Raw genomic sequence first — 313 nt, 5'->3', positions numbered from 1 at the left:
CTTCATTAATTAGTTCATCTATTTGGTTATGCATTGCGACTTTGAGCATGTCGAGCTTAGTAGGGAAGTGAGAGAAAACCGTTCCCGTTGCCACGTTTGCTGCTTGGGCAATTTGCCGAGTAGTGGTGTTTTCAAAACCATTGTCTTGAAAAAGTTGCCAACTAGCACTGAGAATTTTATTGTACGTAATTTCTCTTTTTTTCATATGGTTACCTTTTTATTTGCGAAGAGAGTGTAGCACAATTCCAGATTATTTAAGAGATAAAGTTTGCAAATAATGAGCGCGCTCATTATTATAATTGAGCATGCTCAT

1 protein-coding gene is annotated in these 313 nt (G+C 37.1%); it reads right to left on the bottom strand.

The window, feature by feature from the left end:
* On the bottom strand, positions 1 to 205 hold a 205-nt coding region (locus CWC11_RS21405), incomplete at its 3' end, for a TetR/AcrR family transcriptional regulator (protein WP_138684215.1).
* Positions 206 to 313: the final 108 nt, after the last annotated feature.

This window comes from Pseudoalteromonas sp. S3178, from assembly GCF_005886985.1.
In the GTDB taxonomy this organism is placed as follows: domain Bacteria; phylum Pseudomonadota; class Gammaproteobacteria; order Enterobacterales; family Alteromonadaceae; genus Pseudoalteromonas; species Pseudoalteromonas carrageenovora.
Note: the sequence above shows the minus strand (reverse complement) of the source record. Positions and strands in the feature narration are given on the sequence as shown.